This window comes from Paenibacillus plantarum (assembly GCF_013141695.1).
In the GTDB taxonomy this organism is placed as follows: domain Bacteria; phylum Bacillota; class Bacilli; order Paenibacillales; family NBRC-103111; genus Paenibacillus_E; species Paenibacillus_E plantarum.
Genome location: NZ_WHNY01000040.1, coordinates 240,883 through 262,953 on the forward strand (window position 1 = coordinate 240,883; position 22,071 = coordinate 262,953).

Here is a 22,071-nt window from a genome sequence, read left to right on the forward strand (position 1 = left end):
CCTCCTTCTTTGTAAGGGCTGCCCCTAAAGATGAAAGCAAACACACTTACTGCTTGACTTCTTCCTCTAGTAATTGCCGCCGGAGCACCTTTCCAATCATCGTTTTCGGCAAAGACTGCCTGAATTCAACTTTACGTGGGACCTTATAGGCCGCCAATCGTTCCCTGCACCAGACGTCTAAATCCTTTTCCGATAGCGTCATACCTTCTCTTAGCACGATAAAAGCTTTCACAGTTTCCCCACGGTATTCATCAGGAACACCTGCGACTGCCGCTTCCAGAATCGCTGGATGCTCGTAGAGCACTTCTTCAATATCGCGCGGATAAATATTAAATCCTCCTGCAATAATTAAATCCTTTTTCCGGTCAACGATCGAAAAGAAACCATCCTCATCCATACGTCCCATATCCCCGGTATATAACCAACCATCTTTGATCGTCTTCGCCGTTTCTTCCTCACGCTTCCAATAGCCCTTCATAATTTGAGGGCCTTTAATAATAATCTCACCGATTTCACCAATCGGCATTTCCTCACCAGAGTCAGAATTCACCACTTTCGTTACTGTATCCGGAAAAGGAACGCCGATGGACATGATTTTACGAAATCCCCAGATTGGATTCGCATGCGTTACGGGAGAAGCCTCTGTGAGCCCATACCCTTCAATTAATCTACCTCCGGTCAATGCTTCAAATCTCTCTTGAACCTCCAAAGGCAGTGGCGCTGAACCGCTTACACAAACATTGATCGAAGAAATATCAACTTCCTTCACCCGTTTATGATTGATTAACGCTACATACATCGTAGGTGCACCTGGGAAGATAGTCGGCTTTAATTTGTGGATGGTATCGAGAATCATATCAATATCGAACTTTGGAATAAGGATTAGCATCCCTGCTCGATACATAGATTGATTCAGTAGAACCGTTAAACCAAAGACATGGAAACAAGGAATGGCACCTAAGAAACGATCTCCGCCAGGCTGAACTTGATAGCACCAATGACTCGTCTGATACGTATTTGCAATTAAATTGGTATGTGTAAGCATTACACCTTTGGATAACCCTGTGGTTCCACCGGTATATTGAAGCAAAGCGATATCGTCATCTGCGTTGACGTCCACACAAATAGGCGCAGCCGAAGCTGCTCGCAGTAATTTCTTGAATGCATACACGCCATCACCATAGGTAACATCGAGCTTGGCGCCATCCTTTTTCATTTTAATCGGATATAAAAGGTTCTTAGGAAACGGTAAATAGTCCTTAATCGAGGTCACGATAACATGGCGCAGAAATGTCCGCGATTTCGCCTTCTGTACGCGATCGAATAGCAGATCCAATGTCACAATAACGACAGCTTCCGAATCAGAGAGCTGATGAATCAGCTCTCTCTCCACATAAAGCGGATTCGTCATCACGACAATTCCGCCCATCATCAACGTGCCGAAGTACGCGATGATAGCCGAAGGACAATTCGGCAGCATAATCGACACCCGTTCCCCCGGACGTACACCAAGATCCATTAACACGTGAGCAAATTGATAAGACGCATGAAGCAATTCGCGATACGATAGCTTTTTCCCCAAGAAATACAAGGCCGGCCGTTCGGGAAATTGATGTGCTGAATCAACCAACAGACGTGCTAGATTATGTTTCGGGTACTCGTAAGTCGGCGCCACTTCCGCTGGATAATGACGCAGCCAAGGCTTTGTCTCCCTCATACAAAACCATCCCCTTCAGGTTCTTGACATCGATACTCATCCGATGAATTTCTCACCCTGAATTACACGTGCGGCGATGTCGCGCTTCAACCCCACCGTATTGACACTGCTGCGTCTGGACAGCTTTTTGAGTATGGATAGTTGAGTCCGAAGCACATCTCCTTCTTCCATCGTACTGAGCGCTTCTTTCGCGTATGCCTCAATTTTGTCAAAAGCCTCATGAATAAATACCGTCGTAATCTGAATCGCATTAGTAGCCTTCGTTTCGCCCAGCTTGTGAATGAGCTTCTGGGTCCGTAACAACCCGCTTTCGGCTGCAAAAATCTGAATCATGATATCCGCAAGATTGCTCAAAACTTCCTGGTTTTTCTCAAGCGCCATGCCATATTTCTGTACAGCAAGCCCGCCAACCATGAGGAATACCTTTTTCGCCATACCTACCAAATGAGCTTCCTCCGCCAACGTACCTTCAAACGTTTGACCCGGCATGTAGGCAAGCAATTCACCTTGCAGTTCTTGTGCTTTTTGCAGCAAAGGCAGTTCACCTTTCATTGCTTTCTTCACTAAGGTACCCGGGATGAGCAAGCGATTAATTTCATTCGTCCCTTCAAAAATGCGATTAATCCGCGAGTCGCGATAGATCCGCTCTACTTTATATTCTTGAATAAACCCGTAACCACCGTGAATTTGTAGTCCCTCATCCGCAATAAAGTCAAGAACTTCCGAAGCGAAAACCTTATTAATGGAGCATTCGAGCGCGTATTCCGATATGCCTTTTGCCGATATTTTGCCTGCATCAGGACTGGAATGGTCAATATCCTTGAGGATCGTATCAAATAAGCCTGTCGTCCGGTACACCATACTTTCTAAGATATACGTCTGAATGTTCATTTCAGCTAATTTCTTACCAATTAATGGGAATCGTGAAATCGGTGTCTGGAATTGCTGACGCGTATTCGCATATTTCACAGCAAGCTCAATCGTTTCCTTGGACGCACCTAGACAACCTACAGCTAATTTGTAACGGCCGATATTCAGAATGTTAAAAGCAATCAGATGGCCTTTGCCAATTTCTCCGAGCAGGTTTTCTACAGGTACTTTCACATCTTCGAAAAATAAGGGACGCGTCGATGAGCCTTTAATCCCCATTTTCTTTTCTTCGGGTCCCATCGTGAAGCCTGGATCCCCTTTCTCCACGATAAAAGCGGTAAAGTCCGTACCATTGATCTTCGCATATACGATGAAAATATCAGCGAATCCAGCGTTGGTAATATAGAGTTTGGACCCGTTTAAAAGGTAGTGCTTTCCATCGTCGGAAAGACGTGCCGTTGTTTTGGCACCAAGCGCATCGGACCCCGAAGTCGGCTCCGTTAAGCAGTAAGCGGCTATTTTGGCACCTGTGGCGAGGTCTGGTAAATATTTCTTCTTCTGTTCTGTGGTTCCGAAGAAGACAATTGGCAGCGTTCCGATGCCTACATGCGCCCCGATGGATAAAGCAAAAGAGGATGCACGCGCTAAATTTTCGCTGATGATTGTCGAGCTAACTTTATCCAAACCAAGTCCACCGTAAATTTCGGGTACATCGGCTCCTAATAAGCCAAGATCCCCGGCGCTTCTCATGAGTTTCACTGTTAAGTCATAATCCAGCTTCTCCAAATGCTCATCATTCGGCATGACTTCCCCGTTTACGTAATCACGTGTTGTTTCAGCAATCATGCGGTGCTCTTCCGTGAAATCCTCAGGGGTTACGATGGAATGAAAATCAAGATCCGATATAACAAAGCTTCCGCCAACGACTTTGTTCGTCATGAGTCAACTCTCCTTATGATTTGGAATTATGATAATGAACACGTATTATAAAGGTAAAATGAGTGCTCTCTTACTCCGCTGCATGCACTTGAAAAACGCCTGCCGCTCCCATACCGCCGCCGATACACATCGACACGACGCCGTACCCTCCGCCTCGGCGCTGCAGCTCGTAGATCAAACTAGTTGAAAGCTTTGCGCCCGTGCATCCAAGCGGATGACCTAAGGCAATGGCACCGCCATTGACATTCACTTTCTCTTCATCTATCCCAAGCTCTCGCACGATATGAATGCACTGCGAAGCAAAGGCCTCATTAATCTCAAAGAGATCGACTTGATCTTGGGAAATACCCGCCATCTTCAGCGCTTTCGGAATCGCTTTGACGGGGCCAACCCCCATAATTTCCGGCTCCACACCGGAAAGCGCAAAGGACAGAAACGTCGCCATCGGCTTCAGCCCGAGCGCTTCCGCGCGCTCTCGGCTCATCAGCACGGCCGCCGCTGCGCCGTCCGACGTCTGTGACGCGTTGCCCGCCGTCACAGAGCCCCCCAAGCTGAACGCAGGCTTCAGCTTGCTAAGCCCTTCCACGGATGTATCGGGGCGAACGCCCTCATCCGTGGCGAACAGGTACGAGCGAACGAAGGCTTTGCCTCGTTCGTCAACTCCCTTCACGCTCGTGCTCACCGGCACGATCTCATCCGTGAAGCGGCCTGCTGCGATGGCCGCCGCTGCCTTCTGATGGCTGCGCGTCGCGAAGCCATCCTGCGCTTCGCGCGAGATGCCGAACCGCGAAGCGACGGCTTCGGCCGTATGCCCCATGCCCATATACACCTCGGGCATGGTCTCGACCAGCCGCGGATGCGGCGAGAGCTTGAAGCCCGTCATCGGGACGTGGCTCATGCTCTCCACGCCTCCGGCGATGATCACCTCGGCGTGGCCGAGCATAATGCGCTCCGCCGCATAAGCGATGGCTTGCAAGCCGGAGGAACAGAAGCGATTGACCGTGATCGCTGGCACGGTCACGGGAAAGCCCGCATAGAGCGACATTGTGCGGGCGAAGTTCAGCCCTTGCTCGCCTTCGGGCATCGCGCACCCGATGATGATGTCCTCGACATCACCTTTGTCGAGACCAGGCACTCGCCGTACAGCTTCTTCGAGTACGGCTTTGCCAAGATCTTCCGCGCGGGTTTGCGCGAAACTCCCCTTTTTCGCACGCCCTACGGCGGTGCGTGTTATGGATACAATGACGGCTTCCTTCATCGAACTCACCTCATTAGGTATAGTTGGGTATTATTTAAGTGAATCTCTTGCGCTTCTTGCGGTACAACGTATGCTCTCAGCCTCTCCCAAGCCCCGTAAGGGAACGAGAGTGCGCTATTTCAGCGAAATCTGCTCATTTTGACGCGAAAGGGATCGTAGGTACGCTATTTACTCGAAATGATGGCCAAATTCTCGTTTTTTGAACAAATAGTGCACCGACGTTCCCCTTCTTCACGAAATGGGAGTAAAAGGAATAATTAGCGTCTCTATGTTCCCCTTCGGAGTTATGTGTTAGGGATTAGTCACCTTAAATCCACTAATTCCTCAAAGCCTTCCCCTTCGACAACATATACTGCATCCGCTGCTGCGTCTTGATCTCACCGCATAAGCTCAAAAACGCCTCACGCTCCAAATCCAGCATATATTGCTCCGTCACCATAGTCCCCGCAGGTACATTGCCACCCGCTAACACATGCGCCAGTTTATTTGCAATCAGTTGGTCATGCGCACTAATGTAGCCGCCTTTCAGCATGGAGTACGCACCAACCTGCATAACCGCCTTCCCGTTCTCGCCGACGACACGTATTTTCTCAATCGCTGGAGGTGTATATCCTGCTGCGTCCATCCTTAGAACCGCTTGCTTCGCTTCATAAATCCGATGATCCGGATTGACAACGACGGAATCTTGCGCTCGCATATACCCGAGACGTTTCGTATCATGACCGCTTGTGGACACTTTCGCCATAGCCACCGTCTCGAACGCTGCATTGATCCAAGGTTGCAGATCGACCTCCGGATCTCTTACTTGTTGACTGGCCAGCAGCGCTAACTCTTTGCAGCCGCCTCCCGCTGGGATAAGTCCAACGCCTGTCTCAACAAGGCCATAATACGTCTCCGCCGAGAAAATCGTTTGATCCGCTGGCATACAGGCCTCCACGCCACCACCGAGCGTCATTTTATGTGGAGCAGCGACAACCGGTTTATCCAGTCTTTTCAGCTTCAGCATCGCGTTCTGGAATAACCGAATGATGCCATCCACTTCATCCCATTCGCCGTCTTGAGCTTCCATCAACAGGAGCATCAGATTAGCGCCAACACAGAAGTTTTTACCTTCATTAGCTACAACCAGCCCCCGATAATTACTACGTACCTCATCAACACTTTGCTGAATCATCGTGAGAATATCGGCTCCGATTGCGTTATTCGGGGAGTTGAACTCCAGGCAAGCAACGTCATCACCAATATCAATTAAACTAGCTCCGCTGTTCGAGCGGATGACTTTGTTTTGCTGTTTAAGAGACGCCAGCGAAATGATTTCTGACCGTGATTCCACCTCGCGAAGCTCCTGGTTCAAGATTGCGAAGGTTCGACCCTCTTTCCGCTCATAGAAACTGTCATGACCCGCGTCAATCCACGCTTTCACCCACTCAGGCACAGCACTGCCTTCTGCTTCCATGCGTTCCACAGATCGTTTCAACCCAATCGCGTCCCACGTTTCAAAAGGACCCAACTCCCAGTTAAAGCCCCACTTGAGCGCATTATCGATGTCCACAATGTTATCCGCGATTTCGTCGCGTTTCTCCGCAGCATACAGCAGAACTGGCTTCAAAATGTTCCACGCCAACTCCGAATACCGATCCTTCGTACCTAGCAAGGCTTTCAGTTTCCCGACAGTCCCCTTTGCCTGTTTCGCAGCCTCCAAGGATGCTGAGCTTATTTTACGGCCTGCCACGTAGGCCATTGTCTCTAAATTCAATGCCTGAATTTCCTTGCCTTCCGCTGTTTTCACCTTTTTATAAAAGCCTTGACCTTGTTTCTCACCAATCCAGCCTTTAGCTACCATCTCTTTCAAAATAGCAGGGGTATCGAAGACATCCTTCTCTACGGGATCCGTCACGAGATCAAACACATTGTTCGCCACATGTACGAATGTATCGAGACCAACAAGGTCCAGCGTGCGAAATGTCGCGCTTTTCGGCCTGCCCATGGCAGGTCCTGTCACCGCATCTACTTCTTCAACCGTATAACCTTTGGCTAGCATTTCTCGTAAAGTAATCAGCAAACCGTAAGTACCAATCCGATTACTTATAAAATTAGGTGTATCTTTCGCCTGCACAACGCCTTTACCAAGCTTCTTCTCACAAAAATCACTCATACTCGCGATAATGGCTGGATCCGACTGCTCACTCGGAATAACTTCCAATAATTTCATGTACCGCGGAGGATTAAAGAAATGAGTTCCTAGGAAATGTTTCTTGAATGCTTCCCTAGCGTTCTCCACCATGGCATTTATGGAAATCCCTGATGTATTCGACGAAACGATCGTACCGGGCTTCCACACCTTTTCAATCCGAGCGATAAGCTCTTGTTTCGCCTGTAGATTTTCGATAATGACTTCGACAATCCAATCCACTTGGCTCAGTTTCGCCAAATCATCTTCAATATTCCCCGGTGTGATGCGTGAGGCAAAAGTTTCACTATACAAGGGTGCTGGGTTTGTCTTTCCGAGCTTCTCCAAGGCACTTACCGCAAAACGATTCCGCACTTTAGGATGATCGAGTGTAAGCCCTGCTGCTTCCTCTTGGGATGTTAACTGTTCAGGCACACGATCGAGCAATAAAACAGGGATACCTACATTGGCCAAATGCGCAGCAATACCGGAACCCATTACACCCGAACCGATTACCGCTGCCGTACGAATAGTTGTCATGAGATCATCTCCTTAAAGTTTTCGTTAGAAAACTAACTTCGAAAGCATCACTTAAGTTTTTCGATAGAAAAACTAACATCGTAAGCACTACTTTAGTTTTTCGATAGACCAAACACCGATTGTGCCAGAATTTCCGCAATATCCCGTGCTTTTACCTTCTCTTCTACTTCCTTCAGCTTCGTGCCATCCTCCACCATCGTCAAACAATAAGGACACGCCGAGGAGATCACCGTTGGTTTGACACTCAGAAGCTGCTCCGTACGCGCCACATTCACACGAGTACCCGCAGTTTCCTCCATCCACATCATGCCTCCGCCCGCTCCACAGCACATGCTGTTCTCACGAGAACGCGCTTGTTCTACAAGTTCCACGCCAGGAATCGCCCGCAACACGTTACGGGGCTCTTCATACACCTCGTTATAACGACCTAAGTAACAAGAATCGTGGTACGTTATGCGTTCATTGACTTCATATTGCGGTGTCAAACGCCCATCTTTCACCCATAAATCCAGCAATTCTGTATGATGAAAAACCTCGGCAGTTAAGCCAAATTCGGGATACTCATTTTTGAACGTGTGATACGTATGCGGGCACGTCGTGACGATCTTCTTTACCTTATACTTTTGAAACGTAGCGATATTGTCCGCACACAGCTGTTGAAACAAGAATTCATTCCCCATCCGACGCGGTGTGTCACCTGAATTTTTCTCCTCATTTCCTAATATGGCAAAAGAGATACCAGCCTCCTTCATTAATTTCACGAATGCATGCGTGATTTTGCGACTGCGATTATCATAAGCACCCATCGAGCCCAAAAAGAACAAATACTCGAAGGTTGGATTTTCCTTTACAGTTCGCACTTGAAGTTCGTCTTCCGGGTCCACCTCTTTGACCCATTTCACTCGATCATTGCGGGAAATTCCCCAAGGATTGCCTTGTCTTTCGATATTTTGAAGCGCGCGTTGACCATCATGAGGCATACTGCCTTGCGTCAGCACTAAGTGCCTGCGCATATCAATGATTTTATCCACATGGTCATTCGCAACGGGACATTGATCTTCACAGTTTCGACAGGTTGTACAAGCCCACAGCTCTTCCTCGGTAATTACACCTCCGATGAGTTCTACTTCGAGTGCGTTCCCCTGCGATTCTGGCGCAAACACCATGGCAGGTACCCAAGGGGACTTCGAAGTAATGGCAGCACCTTTCTCTGTCAAATGATCGCGCAGTTTCGTAATGAGGTGCATCGGTGAAAGCAGCTTGCCTGTCGTATTAGCGGGACACACGCTCGTACAACGACCACATTCCACACAGGAGTAGAAATCCAGCATCTGCTTTTGCGTAAAATCCTCAATCTTGCCAACACCGAATGTCTCAGCGTCTTCATCCTCTAAATTCAGGGATGTCAGCTTACCTGTTGGCTCCGTACGTCGCAGCAAGATGTTTATCGGAGCGGTAATAATGTGAAAATGCTTGGACTGCGGTACATAGATAAGGAAAGATAACAGAATCAACAAGTGCATCCACCAGCCTGCATAGAAGCCCACCGTCGCCGCTGATGTTGAGATCCCATCGAATAAGGCAGCCCAAACGGATGTCAGCGGAGCGAAACCTGAAGCTGGAAGTCCCTCACGAATACGTTCAAACCCACCGCTTATGACGACCGACAGCATCAAGAACATGATAAAAAACACGACAATACTTGGCTTCCAGCCTCGTTTAAGGCGTTTGAGCTTCTCGATATAGCGTCGATAGGTCGCATAGCCCATGGCCAGCACGATCAGTCCGACCGTCACTTCCTGCATGAGGGTGAAGTAGTCATAACCTGGGACAGGTAACCCTCGGTCAATTAATCCTTTTAAAATAAGGTCCAAAGCGCCTAGCTGTAGAATTATGAAGCCATAAAAAATCACGAAATGCATAATGCCGCTCTTTTTATCCTTCAATAACTTCGTCTGGCCAAACACTTGAACCGCAAACCCCTTGAGCCTTAAGCTAGCTTCCTTCTTCAAATCCACCGATTTCCCCAACTGGATGTATAAATATCGGTGATACACAACCCGGCCGAACCCGTAGAGTGCCAAACCCGTAACCGCCAGAAAAAGGAGAAACTGAATCAGTGTACCGGTCATGGAGGACCCTCCTTCTATTTAATTTGTTAACGCTTACATTCAAGAGTCGCAAAAAAGCAAATTCCATGAGTCCCTTTTTGAATAAGAGTAGAAACCTGCTTCCATGTGAAGAGTAAGCCGACAAACCTCCCTACTTGCTTGGTTAAGCGGAATAAGTCGTTGACAAGGCGTACTGCGTATTTTATGATGAAATTACGAAAATGAATGAGTATTCATTCACCGATATTTGTATTCTAACACCGAGGTGATCTCCTTGACAAGTGGCAAAAAACCAGACAAGTATTATGCGATTCTCGAAGGCGCGATGAAAGTATTTGCGGAAAACGGGTTTCATAAATCCCAAGTTTCGCGCATTGCCAAAGAAGCCGGCGTCGCGGATGGCACCATTTATTTGTACTTCAAGAAGAAGGAGGATATCTTAACTAGTCTTTTTCAAGAGAAATTAGGCGAGCTTGTCGAGAAATTCAACCATGCTGTCCGTGAAAGCACAAGCCCAAAGGATGCGTTGCGCAAAATCTGTGAGATTCATTTTAGCGAGCTAGAAAATAACATCCATATGGCCTACCTCACGCAAATTGAGCTTCGTCAAAGTGATTTGGAGCTTCGTAAAGAGATTGGTCTTGCTCTAAAGAGATATATTATCCTCATTGAAAATATATTAGAAAAAGGAAAGAATGACGGCAGCTTCCGTGCGGATCTGGATGTGAAGCTGGTGAGACTTCTTATTTTTGGAGGTATGGATGAAGTCGTCACCTCTTGGCTGATTTCCGGGCAAAAGTATTCATTAACTGCACAGGTTGGTCCTACGCTTGATTTTTTCATTAAAGGCATGGAGTCATAATTCAAGCGTTCAGCAAGCAAGAAAAGGTCTCTATTTCATGTATATTCAGGAGGGAGCCCCACTATGGACATTTTTGTATTATTGAAGCAAACGTTTGATACAGAGGAGAAAATCGTCTTGCAAAATGGCGTCGTTCAAGAGGATGGCGTGAAGTTCGTCATTAATCCGTACGACGAGTATGCGGTAGAACAAGCTATACAACTGCGAGATGAGCATGGCGGTAAAGTGACACTGCTATCGATCGGACCTGATCGCACGGCGGAAGCACTGCGAACTGCTCTCGCGATGGGTGCTGACGAGGCTGTTTTGATAACCGATGATCGAATCCTCGGGGACGAATTCGAAATAGCTGAAATTTTGGCAGCATATTTACGCAGCCAGTCTGTCGACCTCCTGCTTGGCGGTAACTTCTCCGTTGATAACGGTGCAGGTCAAGTAGCCATTCGTCTTGCTAATCTACTTGGACTGCCTCAAGTCGCTTCGATTACAAAGTTGGAAATTACAGGAGACAAAGCACTTGTTCACCGTGATGCCGAAGGCGATATCGAAGTGATCGAAGTTCCTCTCCCTGCTCTATTTACAGCCCAACAAGGCCTAAATGAACCTAGATACCCCTCACTTCCTGGTATTATGAAAGCGAAGAAAAAACCTTTCCAACACTTAACCCTTGATGATATTTCTGGTGCGGATGCCATTATTGCCAAAACGATACGACTGGCCTTATCACTCCCGCCCGAGCGTCAAGCTGGCCGCATCCTCAAAGGTGAGCTTGCACAACAAGTAACGGAGCTTGTTCAAGCACTGCGTAACGAATCCAAAGTGATCTAAAAACACCCCACAAAGTGAAGTATGACTTCGAAGCGTAATCCAATTACTTTGCGGGGACCCCGAGAACAACGATACCCACAACTATAATAACTTAGGAGGCTATATCGATGGCTAAACAATTTCTTGTAGTTGCTGAAGCTCGCAGTGGCAAGCTTCGTCAAGTATCCTTTGAGGCCCTACGTTCGGCACAGCTTTCTGCTGCTGATGGTGATACGCTTGCTGCTGTAGCGATCGGCGGCGTAGGCACGAAAGCGTTAGCTGGCGAGCTCGCTGCTTACGGAGCAGACACCGTCTATGTAGTCGAGGATCCTCAGCTTGAGAGTTATAGCTCTGAGGCATATCTAAGTGCCTTGTTGGCCGTAACCGCTGTTGCCGGACCAAATGCGGTATATATCGGCCATACGGCGATGGGCCGAGACCTTGCACCATTGGCCGCCGCTTCGCTCGCCGCCGGCCAAATTTCTGACGTTACCGCCATCGAACGCACCGGCGATAACGTCTTGTTCACCCGACCGCTTTACGCTGGCAAAGCGATCGAGAAGAAAGCGTTTACCGACCTGGCTGCGCCTTGGGTCGTCACGGTAAGACCCAACAACATCGCGGCCGCAGAGCCTGACGCTTCGCGTCAAGCTGCGATCATCGATGTTGCCTATCCCGCTCCCTCCCTGCGCAGCATCATACGGGAGGTCGTGCGTAAAACGTCCGGCGCCATCGACTTGGCTGAAGCCAAGATCGTCGTCTCCGGCGGCCGGGGCGTGCGCAGCGCCGATGGGTTCCAGCCGCTCGAGGAGCTGGCTGCCGTCTTAGGCGGCGCTGTTGGAGCTTCCCGCGGGGCATGCGACGCGGGCTACTGCGAGTACGCGATGCAGATCGGCCAGACCGGCAAGGTCGTGACGCCGGAAATTTACATCGCGTGCGGCATTAGCGGCGCCATTCAGCATTTGGCGGGGATGAGCTCATCGCGCGTCATCATCGCGATCAACAAGGATGCGGAGGCGCCGATCTTTAAAGTTGCCGACTACGGTATCGTCGGTGATCTGTTCGAGGTCGTGCCGCTGCTGACCCAGGAGTTTAGGAAACTGCTACAATAATATAACCTCGGAACGCTATAACTCCGAATAAGCCCATGCCACTTCCGCATGGGCTTATTCGATTTCAAATGAAGCAGAAGCTTGTTGTCGCTATTCGGGCGAATAAAAAATGAAATAAAGGGAAATATTACAAAAAAAATCACCTTCAGGATAACGATCCATTCGTAGCTGCTAAAGGGGAACACAATATGGATAAAACAACAGGGAAAATCGGTATGGTATCGATCATCATGGTCATGATGCTGTTCAATGGTTTGACCAGTCATGTTATTGCCAATCCACTGGTGCTGGATGCATCGGGTAGAGATGCTTGGATATCCGTCCTAATGACGAGCGTCCTTTATATTCCATGGTGTGCCCTACTTGTTTATATTATGAAAAGAACAGGCCAACAGAAGCTGCGGACATGGCTGTCGAATCAGACAAATCCACTTATTGCTTGGCTGATTCTAACTCCTATTTGTTTAGAGTTGTTTATGATCGGGGGTATGACCGTCATTCATACCGAGATATGGACGGTTACGAATTACTTACCAACAACCCCACCGTTTGTACTGATAATTGCCTTACTCTTGGTTTCCTATTATTCAGCCAAGCATGGCATTCAGACAATCGCAATCAATGCAGGTATCCTGCTCCCAGTCGTTGTTTTCTTGGGATATTTCGTATCCATTGCAAATACATCAGAGAAAGATTTTGCGTTGCTTAAGCCCTTCCTTGAATTCGGTTGGAAGCCTGCTTTGGACGGGATGGTCTATTCAGGAGGCGCTTTAGTAGAAATCATGATTATGCTTATGCTCCAACATCGTCTGAAAACGAAAATCCGTTATTGGCAAATGATACTACTCGGAATCATTCTCGTGTATATCACATTAGGGCCACTTATCGGAGCAATCACGGAATTCGGTCCCAAAGAAGCAGCCAAACAGATGGTTTCTCCGTATGAACAATGGCGTCTTGTCAAAATTGGCGCTTATTTCGAACACGTCGACTTTCTGTCGGTGTTCCAATGGTTATCAGGAGCAACAGTGCGGATAAGCCTCTCTCAGTTTATTTTGGCTGATTTGTTTGCCTTTAACAAAGCAAAATCGCGCAATCGGTTCATTCTGATTTTAACACTTAGCTATCTTGCATTTTCATGGATTGTGACCAAATATATGCCGTTTTATTTGTGGATGTATAAAATCTATTTCCCCGTATTTTTGATTACCAGCCTGATCATAACGATCGTATTGGCTGTAATTGCATGGATGGCCAAAACCAACAAGGAGGGTACGATTTGAACAGTATCCATACTTTAACAAACGATGTATCGAAGGAGCATATGTTGCGGCAATTATTCGCAAATTGCTCCGATGTGCAAATTCAGGTTCAACTCTTTGCTGAGGATGATCCATCATCTGCAATTATGATGATCTATGCAGAAGGATTATGCGATTGCGCTCAAATAGGTAAAGTCATCCTGCCGGAATTGAATACGATATATCGAGATAACGGCTTCGAATATTTGCAGAACGGTTATGCGCTCGGCGCATTACCACTCATTTCCTTTGATGGAGAAGCAACCGAGGAAGAAATGACGGACGCGGTCTTTCAAGGGGACCTACTTCTTATCTTCTTATCATCGGATGCGATGTATAAGCTTAATATTTGCAATCGCCCACAACGCACGCCAGAGGAATCCAGTATCGAAATTTCCATCAAAGGCTCGAAAGATGGGTTCGTTGAAGATCTGACTACAAATATCGCTCTGATTCGCAAACGAATTAGGAGTAATTCATTATGCTGCGAGACGTTCATTCTAGGTAGAAGAACAAGAACGAAAGTCGGACTCATGTATATTCAAGACATTCTTTCTCCAGACATTCTAATAGAGATTCGTTCTCGCTTGAATAAGATCGATATGGATGGCATTTATAGTATTAGTCAGATAGAAGAAGCTATTGCAGATTCGAAATATGCGTTATTCCCTTTGAATGACATGTCTGGCAGGCCAGACTTTGCTGTTAGTTCCTTACTTGCGGGGAGATTTATCATTATTGTCGACGGAAATCCCTTAATTCTAATTGCACCTGCAACTTTTTCTTTGATCTTAAAATCACCTGAGGATATTCATTTCTCGTTTCAAGTTGTGTCGTTTGCACGACTGATCCGTTTTATTAGTTTTTGGATTTCAATTGTGTTACCTGGATTCTGGGTTGCCCTCACTGCCTTTCATCAAGATCAAATTCCTTTTCGACTCATGTCAACCATATCGCTTGCGCGCATTGGTTTACCCTTTTCAGCTCAGATGGAAATGCTTACACTGTTATTCCTCATAGAGGTATTTCGAGAAGCTGGTGTTCGAATGCCCAACGCAATTGGGCAAACTTTAACAGTTATCGGCGGGTTGGTAATTGGTGACGCTTCGATACGTGCAGGGTTGGTTTCACCTTCTGTCGTTGTTGTTGGGGCGATTACCGCGATCATGGGAGCTACGCTTGTCAATCAGAACTTGGGCTCAGTTGTAAGTGTCATCAGATTGATTGTTTTTCTAGCATCAGCAATCATCGGGATGTACGGACTCATTCTGTGCATGATATTGTTGGGGTTCCATATGTCCAGACTCAAATCATTTGGCATCCCATTCTTATCTCCGTTGTCTCCACCTGTTTACAAAGAGTTATTGAGTAGTTTTTTGAATTTACCATGGAGTAAAATGAAATATCGCCCTCAAGAGCTGAACCCGATTGATCCAGATCATCAAGGAAAAGACGCAGAATGAAGAAATTGGGTCTTCTTATTATCATCGCAGTGCACCTATTTCTCCTCACCGGTTGTTGGAATTCGAAGGATATTCAAAATATGGCTTATGTAACTGCAGTTGGGCTAGATTTCGAGAACGGGAAATTTATCACCTTCGTACAAATACTTAATTTTTCTGGTTTGGCCAAAAGCGAGTCAACCGTAGTCGGCAAAAATATTCCAGTATGGGTTGGAAAAGGGGCAGGATTCACGGTTACCGAAGCCTTTAATGAGATTTACGCCACTTCCCAATTAAGAGTATTTTGGGGGCATGTTAAGGCGATCGTGTGCACAGAGAGATTTCTAAAAAATGCAGAAAAAGTCAAAGAAGCTTACGATATGTTAAACCGTTACCGTGAAGTCCGTTATAACGTACTGCTGTATGGCACAAAAGAGTCGATCAATGATATATTTATACAAAAGTCGATTCTGAATATGTCCCCAATAGACTCCTTGTTGGATGCTCCTTTCCAAGTCTATTCTCAGCGATCTTTTATTACGCCGCATGAGGGACTCCGAATTATTTCGGAGATTAATGAAGCAGGTCAGTCGGCTATGCTGCCTACGATTTCCCTTGATAAACAAGCATGGACTGAAGACAAACAAGCGAAATCAATGTTTAGAATCGACGGGGCGTTTTATTATAACCATGAAAAGCTCCTGGGTTGGATGTCCGAACATGAACTTGAAGGATTTCGCTGGGTGCAAGAAACACTGGATCGTTCATCTATCAATATTCCAGATACAGACAAACCTGTCGCAGCACTAGTATTGATTAAGCCGAAAGCGCGTATTATACCCGTTATTCGGGATGGGGACGTGTACTACACGATTAATTTGAAAATCAATGCCTATGTAGATGAAATTGTGAAAGATACCTCTATCCAAGAAATGGAATCAATGGCAAATCAAGTTATAGAGGATCAGATTAGAAAAACCTATGCGATCGGACTTAAGAAGAAAATAGACGTGCTGCAATTAGGCGAGAGGCTTTATCGGAACTATCCGAAAAAGTGGCATGAACTGGACAAAATTAGCAATTTCAATCTGGATACTAATTCTCTCGATAAAGTCAACGTCAAGGTTAAATTGCAGCATACCGGAAAGTACAAAGAAAGAGCGAATTGAGAAAACCCTTCTCTCTCTGCTATTTAAAGACAACGTTGAAGGAGACACTCCTATGTCATTATCACCATTAGAAGTGGTTCGTCAGTTTTTCAATCTCGTCCGTTCCGGCAAGCAGCCTGACGACGCTAAAGATTATATGGCCGACCAGGTTCTAGCCCATCAAATGACAGCTGAAAACGAAACAACCGTCCATCGGACCCCGACGAATTACGCTGATCATGTTCGAGAAATGCTTGACGCTTACGGCACTTTCCAACTAGAAGTTCAGGAGCTCCTCGCTCAAGAAGATCGTGTCTATGTACGCTGGAAGCAAACGGGTATACATATTGGGGAAGTTGATGGCTATCTGCCGACTAGAAAACCAATTATTGAAATCGCTAGTGCTGTTTATCGCGTAGAGCATGGCAAAATCGCAGAATACTGGATACAAATCGATCGTGAAGGCATTCGTGCACAACTCGAACAGAACGCGAAATAGCAACTACTGAACTCCCTCTGTGACTTTTCCCAGCCAACACCAAAAAAGCTGTTCCCACAAGCCATCAGGCCGATAAGGAACAGCTTATTTCACTTTGCGATCCAACTATCTAATCTTGCAACAATATCTTGCATGACCTCTTCGCGGTTAATTTCGTTCAACATCTCGTGCCTGCCACCTGGATATAACTTATAGCTAATATCTTGTATCCCCAGCTTCTCATAGTTCTTAATTAAGCTGCGAACTCCCTTCCCTTGCCCGCCAACTGGATCTTCCTCACCTGAGAAAATATAAATTGGAATTTCCTTACGAATACGAGCCAAATGGTCAAATTTATGTATTTCCACTAAACCTTTAAAGAAATCTCTAAAGTATCCCGATGTAAAAATGCCACCGCAATACGGATCATTGATGTAAGCATCGACCTCTCGCTCATCTCGACTCAACCAATCAAACGGTGTACGATTCGGCTTGAACTTCGCATTAAACGATCCGAAAGATAATGCTGTCAACAGTACACTGCGAAAATGATCTCCTCGTAAAGTTGCTTCCAACGTCGCAATCCCAATTCCAACTTGTAGGACTGGGCCTTCTTTTCCATTCGAACCTGACAATAAAATCCCTTGAACATGTGTCGGATATCGCTCCATATAAGTTCCCATGTAATACTGCGTCAAAAATGACCCCATACTATGCCCTAACATAAATAATGGTAGGTTAGACTCTTCATACCGCGTACGAATTTGTGACGTAATTTCTCCCATTGTATCCGCCATGGCATGAAAACTATCCTTGCCAAACTTACCAAGTGCTTCCAGAGAACCCGCTGTTTGGCCATGTCCCAAGTGATCATTCGCATAGACAGCGTATCCGTTCTCCGTCAAAACTTGAGCTAAACGCTCATATCTGGCGGCTGTTTCTGCCATCCCGTGTGCGATCTGCACAATCCCCTTGAATCCCACGTTTTCCGAAGGTAGCCACTCGTACACATAGTGTTTGATTCCCTGCGCATCTTCCCAAATAAAGTGACCTTTACGCATAAGATTCTCCTTCCAAATCTCGCTTCTACTCCTCCTTAGTATACGTCTTCTGACGAATGAAAACAGCCCCCATTCCAATGAATGAGGGCTAATGTATAAGTGCAATATCATGACTAAACTTTACTCTTTTGTTTGGTCGTCGATTTCACGGCTTGTAATGTGGCTTGTGCTTGCGGAGCAGCCGTCGTCTCAAATCTTTTTCTTTCTGTTTTATCAATCTGTGTAATCTTGCCATCATGAACCACAATTTGTACAGAACCATATTCAAGTCCATCTAAAATTTGCTTAATTCGCTCTACCCAAATTTCATCTAATTCCAGTGGTTTCGCCATCGTCATGCCTCCAAGTCATTTAAATTGTCCAATCGTTCCACTCTTTGTTTCGTTTGTACGTATAGTTCAGCCAATCTCCCGTTTTCTCCAGCAATTCAGTCGTTGATGGTGTCGTCGAGTACGTATGATTTGCTTGATACACGAGCTCCAGGTCACATTGACCTTCTTTGCGCAGCCAGAACATCTTCTGATATAACGGCGCATAATCGACAGGTATGGTTTCGTCTGCTGTTCCATGAAGAACAAATACATCGCCAGTAAATTTACGTAATTGTTCAAACGGTTGATGTTGCGATAAAGATTCGAAGAATCGACTTGTTAGTTTATAGCCATGATGATCGATCGAGCCACCCAGCGGCAATTTCTCGTAATCGTTCTTGCCGACGATTCGCATAATATCGTTGTGTGGATGGGCAACAGCCGACCAAAGGACTAGCGTTTTCACACGATGATCCTTCGCTGCTGTTAACACTGCCGCGGCACCGCCTAAGCTATGTCCAAGCAGAATCACTCTGCTCAGATCCACACAATCAATGGAAACACCATAATCAATAACTCGTCGGGTTTGTTCAATGAGTACATCCAGCCCACCTGCGCCATAATCCCCTGTACTCTCGCCACAGCCACCGTAATCAAAACGAAGTACAAAAAAACCTTGTGCGCTGAAAGTACGAGCTGCCTTTACAAAAAGCCGGTCAACACCGATTCGACTCCCAATAAATCCGTGACAAATGATGATTAAGGGCCAACGTTGACAATCGGCTTGAACCGCTGTGGTTTGCTGTGTAGGGTAATGTAATGTTGCGGCTAATTCGACATCGTCGCTTTGAATCGTGATGGCATGCTCCATGCTGGAAACTCCCTTTCGTTACTCATATTAATCTTATCTATTTACTCGGAATTAAAATGTAAACCAATCTTAGCATGGGATGCTACTTGTGTCAATGTATGTTTTACTTAATTAACCAAACATTTTTCATAAAAATTGTTAAAGATTTTTCTTTCAATGTATGTTCCTATTTCAAAAATGACTTTCTACCATTATAGGAAAAATAAATACTTAACATCTCCTGTTTACCCCAAAATTACTTATTGACAGAATAATCCTGACGCTGTTATAGTCATTTTAATAAAACCAAGTAAGTTGGTATGCTTTATGAGAATAGGTGGTGCTCCATGCGTAACAAGGTTTTTAAAGCGACGGTTCGATCCGTGCTTATAGGCTACTTAATTGTGCTTCTTCTTATCCCCATTGCCACCATCTACGTCAAAGGATTTTCACTCGGCTGGGAACCTTTTTGGAAAGAAGTCACAGGACCTTTAGCATGGAAGTCAATTGTATTAACAGTTAAATTAAGTATTGTTGCAACGGTCATTCAAGCAGTGGTAGGAACGATAATCGCCTATGTCCTAGTCCGATATCGATTCCGGGGACAGAGTATTCTGAACAGCATGGTCGATCTGCCCTTCTCACTACCTACTTCCGTTGCAGGCTTAATGTTCCTCACCCTACTAGGACCACAAAGTCCACTAGGAGCTTGGCTAGACTCGGTAGGAATCAAACTGCTTTACAATCAAACTGCCATTGTTATTGGTCTAGTCTTTGTCACTTTCCCATTCGTAGTACGTACGGTTCAACCACTATTGGAGCAGATTGATCCAGCAGAAGAACAAGCGAGTTTCACACTTGGTGCAAACAGATTCTATACGTTTTACCGCATCGTATTGCCAGCGCTTTTACCTGGTACGATTGCTGGTAGTATGCTCGCTTTCTCCCGATCACTTGCAGAATTTGGTGCCATCTCCCTGATCTCCGGTAACTTGCCCGGTAAAACGATGGTCGCCTCAGTCTATATATATGGTGAAACACAGAACTACAATCCTGAAGGTGCAGCTGCTATCTCACTTGTCCTCCTGACGCTCTCCGTCCTGATTTTATGGGGAATCCATTTATGGACTCGCGGAAAGGGGCGGCTAGCATGAGAAAACTATTGATTGGCATTTCTTTTTTGGTCATATTCCTACTAATCATATTGCCTTTCTTAGGTATTTCCTTTGGCGCATTTGAAGATGGCCCTAGCGCATTCTTTGATGCCCTTGTCCGTCCAGAAGCCCTGCATGCTTTGAAGATTTCTTTGATAATAGTCAGTATCGTTACCGTGCTTAATGCCATTATTGGGGTTTATATTTCCATAGAAATTGTTAGAGGATCCTGGATCTCACGTTGGATGAAACCGATCATTAATGCCTTGATCGACCTGCCATTTGCGGTGTCACCTGTCATTGTAGGTTTAATGGTGATCTTGATATTCGGTCCAAACACAGCACTTGGTGCATTTCTCGAAGATCATAATATGAAAATCGTCTATGCGATTCCAGGCATGGTCATTGCCACTATGTTTATCACCTTTCCTCTAATGGTACGTGAGGTAGTCCCCTTACTCGAGGAGATCGGAACACAGTCCGAAGAAGCTTCAGCAACCCTAGGCGCAGGACCCATTCGCACTTTCTTTCAAGTAACATGGCCGAGTATTCGATGGGGTGTCATGTATGGCTTGATTTTGACAATCGCTCGGTCGCTTGGTGAATTTGGCTCCATTCTTGTCGTATCAGGCAACATTATTAATCAAACACAAACAGCAACGACACTCGTCTATCAAGATGCTGAACAATTTCAGCTCGTAGCAGCCAATAGCGTGGCCTTCGTATTAGGTCTTATCTCCATAACGATTTTATTAACGCTAGAGTGGCTGAAACGAAGAAGCGAAGCAACGAGAAATCATGGAGGAGGATCCCCACATGCACATTGAAGTAACCAACCTGAATAAACATTTCGGCGACTTTCATGCGATCAAAGATGTTAATTTCAAAATTAAAGAAGGGAATCTTGTCGGTTTGATTGGACCGAGCGGCGGTGGTAAAACTTCCATCCTTCGGATGCTATCTGGACTCGAATCCCCAACTAGCGGTGATATTTATTTCGATGGCAAGCTCGCCACCCACCTTCCAGTTCAAGAAAGAGGCATTGGCTTCGTTTTTCAAAGTTATGCCCTATTTAAACACATGACGGTGTTTGACAACGTCGCTTATGGGTTGAAGGTGCTCAAAAAATCGAAAGCTGAGATTCAAGATCGCGTAATGTACCTGGTTAACTTAATGGGACTCGCAGGCCATGAGCGAAAATATCCACACCAACTGTCTGGTGGACAACGCCAGCGGGTAGCTTTCGCTAGAGCACTTGCTCCTGAACCGCGGCTACTTCTACTCGACGAACCTTTCGCCGCGATTGATGCCAAAATCCGTAAAGAACTTCGCGTTTGGCTGCGAAATTTAATCAACGAATTCAAAGTAACGACCCTTTTCGTAACACATGATCAGGATGAGGCGATCGAGGTTGCCGATGAAATCATCTTAGTCCAAGGTGGCAAAATCGAACAACAAGGAAGTCCATGGGAAATTTATACGAAGCCTGCTTCATCCTTCGCAGCTTCGTTCATTGGAGAATCCAATGTTCTTCCCTCCTATTCGCCACTTGTTGGATTCCCTACGCTTGCTGATCTTCAACAAGATGGCAAATGGCTACCTGATGTAAATGTACTAATTCGTCCTGAGAACATCGAAGTTCGTCCGCACAATGTCAGTCATTTGGCCACGGCTGGAGAAAAAGGCAAAGTAACGCATGTTCACTTTCGCGGCGATTCCTGGTATCTAGAAATGGAGTCGGGTTCTAACAAGTTTTTCGCTTATCAGCCCGTGAAAGAACGTATTTATCAAGTTGGCGAAGAAGTGAATATTCTTATCCAACAGATTTCTGTATTTACCCAATCAGGTACAACCTGGATTGATAATCAGGCCAAACAAGATCCACAGCCTGTCTTCATATAACCTAATACCAAATAAGCTTTAGAAAAGAAGGGGAGTTG

18 protein-coding genes are annotated in these 22,071 nt (G+C 46.0%); 10 read left to right on the forward strand and 8 right to left on the reverse strand.

The window, feature by feature from the left end; all coding sequences use genetic code 11:
* Positions 1-46: 46 nt before the first annotated feature.
* From GC096_RS13345 to GC096_RS13365, 5 genes are all read right to left on the reverse strand, one after another.
* Complete coding sequence (locus GC096_RS13345) at positions 47-1,717, reverse strand: long-chain-fatty-acid--CoA ligase (RefSeq protein WP_171630718.1); 1,671 nt, start codon at positions 1,715-1,717, stop codon at positions 47-49.
* 36 nt (positions 1,718-1,753) lie between these two features.
* Positions 1,754-3,526, reverse strand: coding sequence for an acyl-CoA dehydrogenase FadE (locus GC096_RS13350; protein WP_171630719.1), 1,773 nt, complete (start codon positions 3,524-3,526; stop codon positions 1,754-1,756).
* A gap of 70 nt (positions 3,527-3,596) precedes the next feature.
* On the reverse strand, positions 3,597-4,784 hold the full coding sequence (locus GC096_RS13355; RefSeq protein ID WP_171630721.1) for an acetyl-CoA C-acyltransferase: 1,188 nt from the start codon (positions 4,782-4,784) through the stop codon (positions 3,597-3,599).
* A gap of 316 nt (positions 4,785-5,100) precedes the next feature.
* On the reverse strand, positions 5,101-7,494 hold the full coding sequence (locus GC096_RS13360) for a 3-hydroxyacyl-CoA dehydrogenase/enoyl-CoA hydratase family protein (RefSeq protein WP_171630723.1): 2,394 nt from the start codon (positions 7,492-7,494) through the stop codon (positions 5,101-5,103).
* Between the two features lie 92 nt (positions 7,495-7,586).
* Positions 7,587-9,626 carry a (Fe-S)-binding protein gene (locus tag GC096_RS13365; RefSeq protein ID WP_171630725.1) on the reverse strand — a complete coding sequence of 680 codons (2,040 nt, stop codon included), beginning with the start codon at positions 9,624-9,626 and terminating at the stop codon, positions 7,587-7,589.
* Between the two features lie 253 nt (positions 9,627-9,879).
* Here GC096_RS13365 and fadR point away from each other — a divergent pair, with 253 nt between their 5' ends.
* The 7 genes from fadR to GC096_RS13400 all read left to right on the forward strand — a co-directional run bounded on the left by fadR (position 9,880) and on the right by GC096_RS13400 (position 16,776).
* Positions 9,880-10,467, forward strand: a complete 588-nt coding sequence (gene fadR, locus GC096_RS13370) for a fatty acid metabolism transcriptional regulator FadR (protein WP_281366790.1) — start codon at positions 9,880-9,882, stop codon at positions 10,465-10,467.
* 63 nt (positions 10,468-10,530) lie between these two features.
* Entirely contained in the window at positions 10,531-11,295 is a 765-nt protein-coding gene (locus tag GC096_RS13375; RefSeq protein ID WP_171630727.1) for an electron transfer flavoprotein subunit beta/FixA family protein, read from the forward strand.
* Positions 11,296-11,402: 107 nt separating this feature from the next.
* On the forward strand, positions 11,403-12,386 hold the full coding sequence (locus GC096_RS13380; RefSeq protein ID WP_171630730.1) for an electron transfer flavoprotein subunit alpha/FixB family protein: 984 nt from the start codon (positions 11,403-11,405) through the stop codon (positions 12,384-12,386).
* 188 nt (positions 12,387-12,574) lie between these two features.
* Entirely contained in the window at positions 12,575-13,669 is a 1,095-nt protein-coding gene (locus tag GC096_RS13385) for a GerAB/ArcD/ProY family transporter (RefSeq protein ID WP_171630732.1), read from the forward strand.
* Entirely contained in the window at positions 13,666-15,150 is a 1,485-nt protein-coding gene (locus GC096_RS13390) for a spore germination protein (protein ID WP_246302732.1), read from the forward strand. The genes GC096_RS13385 and GC096_RS13390 overlap by 4 nt, the downstream gene beginning before the upstream one ends.
* Positions 15,147-16,298 carry a Ger(x)C family spore germination protein gene (locus GC096_RS13395; RefSeq protein WP_171630733.1) on the forward strand — a complete coding sequence of 384 codons (1,152 nt, stop codon included), beginning with the start codon at positions 15,147-15,149 and terminating at the stop codon, positions 16,296-16,298. The genes GC096_RS13390 and GC096_RS13395 overlap by 4 nt, the downstream gene beginning before the upstream one ends.
* 52 nt (positions 16,299-16,350) lie before the next feature.
* On the forward strand, positions 16,351-16,776 hold the full coding sequence (locus GC096_RS13400) for an ester cyclase (protein WP_171630735.1): 426 nt from the start codon (positions 16,351-16,353) through the stop codon (positions 16,774-16,776).
* Between the two features lie 89 nt (positions 16,777-16,865).
* Here GC096_RS13400 and GC096_RS13405 read toward each other — a convergent pair whose 3' ends face one another.
* The 3 genes from GC096_RS13405 to GC096_RS13415 all read right to left on the reverse strand — a co-directional run bounded on the left by GC096_RS13405 (position 16,866) and on the right by GC096_RS13415 (position 18,998).
* On the reverse strand, positions 16,866-17,816 hold the full coding sequence (locus tag GC096_RS13405) for an alpha/beta hydrolase (protein WP_171630738.1): 951 nt from the start codon (positions 17,814-17,816) through the stop codon (positions 16,866-16,868).
* 113 nt (positions 17,817-17,929) lie between these two features.
* Positions 17,930-18,148 (reverse strand): YezD family protein, encoded by a 219-nt coding sequence (locus tag GC096_RS13410; protein ID WP_057313659.1) that lies wholly within the window; start codon positions 18,146-18,148, stop codon positions 17,930-17,932.
* A gap of 19 nt (positions 18,149-18,167) precedes the next feature.
* Positions 18,168-18,998 (reverse strand): alpha/beta hydrolase family protein, encoded by an 831-nt coding sequence (locus tag GC096_RS13415; protein WP_171630740.1) that lies wholly within the window; start codon positions 18,996-18,998, stop codon positions 18,168-18,170.
* A gap of 326 nt (positions 18,999-19,324) precedes the next feature.
* Here GC096_RS13415 and cysT point away from each other — a divergent pair, with 326 nt between their 5' ends.
* From cysT to GC096_RS13430, 3 genes are read left to right on the forward strand one after another with little or no spacing between them, the layout of a single operon-like run.
* A complete protein-coding gene (gene cysT / locus GC096_RS13420; protein WP_068667154.1) occupies positions 19,325-20,131 on the forward strand; it encodes a sulfate ABC transporter permease subunit CysT in 807 nt (268 codons plus the stop codon).
* Positions 20,128-20,958: a sulfate ABC transporter permease subunit gene (locus GC096_RS13425; RefSeq protein WP_171630742.1), complete on the forward strand. Its 831-nt coding sequence runs from the start codon at positions 20,128-20,130 to the stop codon at positions 20,956-20,958. The genes cysT and GC096_RS13425 overlap by 4 nt, the downstream gene beginning before the upstream one ends.
* Positions 20,948-22,033: an ABC transporter ATP-binding protein gene (locus tag GC096_RS13430; protein WP_171630744.1), complete on the forward strand. Its 1,086-nt coding sequence runs from the start codon at positions 20,948-20,950 to the stop codon at positions 22,031-22,033. The genes GC096_RS13425 and GC096_RS13430 overlap by 11 nt, the downstream gene beginning before the upstream one ends.
* The last annotated feature ends 38 nt before the right edge of the window (positions 22,034-22,071 follow it).

Excerpts from the sequence above, each read along its gene's own strand:
- GC096_RS13345 (WP_171630718.1), bottom strand. The coding sequence starts at position 1,717 with ATGAGGGAGACAAAGCCTTGGCTGCGTCATTATCCAGCGGAAGTGGCG.
- GC096_RS13350 (WP_171630719.1), bottom strand. The coding sequence starts at position 3,526 with ATGACGAACAAAGTCGTTGGCGGAAGCTTTGTTATATCGGATCTTGAT.
- GC096_RS13355 (WP_171630721.1), bottom strand. The coding sequence starts at position 4,784 with ATGAAGGAAGCCGTCATTGTATCCATAACACGCACCGCCGTAGGGCGT.
- GC096_RS13360 (WP_171630723.1), bottom strand. The coding sequence starts at position 7,494 with ATGACAACTATTCGTACGGCAGCGGTAATCGGTTCGGGTGTAATGGGT.
- GC096_RS13365 (WP_171630725.1), bottom strand. The coding sequence starts at position 9,626 with ATGACCGGTACACTGATTCAGTTTCTCCTTTTTCTGGCGGTTACGGGT.
- GC096_RS13375 (WP_171630727.1), top strand. The coding sequence starts at position 10,531 with ATGGACATTTTTGTATTATTGAAGCAAACGTTTGATACAGAGGAGAAA.
- GC096_RS13380 (WP_171630730.1), top strand. The coding sequence starts at position 11,403 with ATGGCTAAACAATTTCTTGTAGTTGCTGAAGCTCGCAGTGGCAAGCTT.
- GC096_RS13385 (WP_171630732.1), top strand. The coding sequence starts at position 12,575 with ATGGATAAAACAACAGGGAAAATCGGTATGGTATCGATCATCATGGTC.
- GC096_RS13395 (WP_171630733.1), top strand. The coding sequence starts at position 15,147 with ATGAAGAAATTGGGTCTTCTTATTATCATCGCAGTGCACCTATTTCTC.
- GC096_RS13400 (WP_171630735.1), top strand. The coding sequence starts at position 16,351 with ATGTCATTATCACCATTAGAAGTGGTTCGTCAGTTTTTCAATCTCGTC.
- GC096_RS13405 (WP_171630738.1), bottom strand. The coding sequence starts at position 17,816 with ATGCGTAAAGGTCACTTTATTTGGGAAGATGCGCAGGGAATCAAACAC.
- GC096_RS13410 (WP_057313659.1), bottom strand. The coding sequence starts at position 18,148 with ATGGCGAAACCACTGGAATTAGATGAAATTTGGGTAGAGCGAATTAAG.
- GC096_RS13415 (WP_171630740.1), bottom strand. The coding sequence starts at position 18,998 with ATGGAGCATGCCATCACGATTCAAAGCGACGATGTCGAATTAGCCGCA.
- cysT (WP_068667154.1), top strand. The coding sequence starts at position 19,325 with ATGCGTAACAAGGTTTTTAAAGCGACGGTTCGATCCGTGCTTATAGGC.
- GC096_RS13425 (WP_171630742.1), top strand. The coding sequence starts at position 20,128 with ATGAGAAAACTATTGATTGGCATTTCTTTTTTGGTCATATTCCTACTA.
- GC096_RS13430 (WP_171630744.1), top strand. The coding sequence starts at position 20,948 with ATGCACATTGAAGTAACCAACCTGAATAAACATTTCGGCGACTTTCAT.